The 1903-nt window shown below is 55.0% G+C and carries 3 protein-coding genes; 1 reads left to right on the forward strand and 2 read right to left on the reverse strand.

The genetic code is table 11. From position 1 onward, the window contains the following. A partial coding sequence (locus tag H6F43_RS15320; protein WP_277879941.1) for a penicillin-binding transpeptidase domain-containing protein occupies window positions 1-774 on the forward strand: 774 nt, incomplete at its 5' end. A 63-nt stretch (window positions 775-837) separates the two neighbouring features. Here the strand turns inward: H6F43_RS15320 and H6F43_RS15325 are convergent. Both H6F43_RS15325 and H6F43_RS15330 read right to left on the reverse strand, forming a co-directional pair. Next, window positions 838-1290, reverse strand: coding sequence for a DUF3037 domain-containing protein (locus tag H6F43_RS15325; protein ID WP_190343597.1), 453 nt, complete (start codon window positions 1288-1290; stop codon window positions 838-840). Beyond that, on the reverse strand, window positions 1268-1903 hold a 636-nt coding region (locus tag H6F43_RS15330), incomplete at its 5' end, for a HipA family kinase (RefSeq protein ID WP_190343598.1). The genes H6F43_RS15330 and H6F43_RS15325, both read right to left, overlap by 23 nt.

Genomic DNA, 1903 nt, shown 5'->3' on the forward strand with positions numbered 1-1903 from the left:
CGACAGCCAGGCTCCGCATTCAAGCCCTTCGTGTACTACACCGCTTTTGCTACAGGTCGCTATGGTCCTGATTCTACGGTGTCTGACAGCCCCGTCAGCTACCCGGACGGCTACGAATACTACTCACCGCAAAACTACGACGGCTCCTTTTCGGGAGCGATCAGCGTCCGCAACGCGCTAGAAGTGTCTCGAAATGTGCCAGCGGTGCGAATTGGGCAAGACATTGGACTCAACAAAGTCATCGACGTTTGCCGCACGCTGGGTATTCGCAGCCCGATCGAGCCAGTCGTTTCGCTGCCGCTGGGTGCGGTGGATTTGACGCCAATGGAAATGGCAGGCGCGTACGCCACCTTTGCCAGCAACGGCTGGTATTCGGATACAACGCTGATCGTCCAAGTCACCGACAGTACGGGCAATGTCCTGCTGGACAACACGCCTAAACCCCAGCTTGTGCTTGATCCCTGGGCAGTTGCGTCGCTGAACAGCGTGCTGCGAGGGGTTATTGATCAGGGAACGGCGACCTCTGCCCGTCTCGATCGTCCTGCGGCGGGTAAAACTGGTACGACCTCATCGGAGCGGGATATCTGGTTTGTTGGCTATGTACCGCAGTTAGCAACTGCCGTCTGGGTTGGCAACGACGATTACTCCCCACTAGGACACGGCGCGACGGGAGGAACGTATGTTGCTCCAATTTGGCGCGACTTTATGCAGCAGGCGCTTAGAGGCGTTCCGGCAGAAAACTTTAAACCCGCCTCTGAGTTCGATCGTCCCTAAGCTGAAGCCGTTTTAATTTACCGTCCTTAGGGTCTATTGAATGGCTCAGCTTTGAAGCATTCTCTAGAGCGGATCAATCCTTTCCGCTGCCTCTACTAACTCGGCTTCCACGACACAGGATTCTGTCCAAACCGGGCGGACCATTCGATTGATTAGGTGTTCGAGTGCAGCCGATGGATTCTTGCACAAGCCAGTGTGTACTCGCGACGTTTGGATTATTGTGCTTCGGGGTGCAACGACCCAGTGAAACCGCTCTCGCTGAGGCAGTTGACCGATCGCCCCGGCTTCTTTGCCGCCTGCGCAAATCATTGGGATGACGGCTAGATGATCTCGGATCAGGTCCATATCAAGAGTTGCATCGAGTGCCAGTAGCCGCTGCTCGTCGAGTTCGATGCGGGCATCAAGAAATCTTCGGGTTGCACAGGATACGATCGCTCCAACGTTGATGAACTCTTCACGCTCAACTTTGGGAACGACCCGGATAATGGCGTAATCATACGCTACGTGATCGTGCACGGATCGCCTCCTGCAAAAAATTACGCGGTGCCGCTAGTCGGCTGAGTAAGTACTCAACATACGCATCCCGATGTTGATTGCTGTCAGTGAAGGGAGATCCTTCTACTAACCAAGCCTCTGGAATCAGCTTGACGATGCGGTCAATGGTGTCTGACGTCAGTCGATCGCTCATCGTTAAGTCTACGGTTGAGAGATCGCTGGTAAATTCTAGTAGAACGTGGTCTTTGATTGCAGGAAACGGGTCGCGGCTGCGATCGCGGTAGTTGGTCCAGGTGTGGTGAAAGTAGAGCGCTGCGCCGTGATCGATCAGCCAGAGACGACGATGCCAGATTAACAGATTGGTGTTGCGCGGCGTTCGATCGATGTTCGTCACGTACGCATCAAACCAGACGATCGCCGCGGCAAGATCTGAGTCAGGCTTTTCCGCTACGGGGTCAAACGTCACCGAGCCAGGTAAGTAGTCGAGCGCGAGGTTGAGACCCGCACTGGCTCGGATCAGATCTTGAATTTCTGGGTCAGGTTCGGTGCGGGCAAGGTCAGGATTCAGCTCAACGAAAACGATTTCAGGAACGGGTAGCCCGACTGCACGGGCAATTTCTCCGGCGACTAGCTC

Origin of the sequence: Leptolyngbya sp. FACHB-36 (assembly GCF_014695955.1) — a bacterium.
Lineage (GTDB): Bacteria > Cyanobacteriota > Cyanobacteriia > Leptolyngbyales > Leptolyngbyaceae > FACHB-36.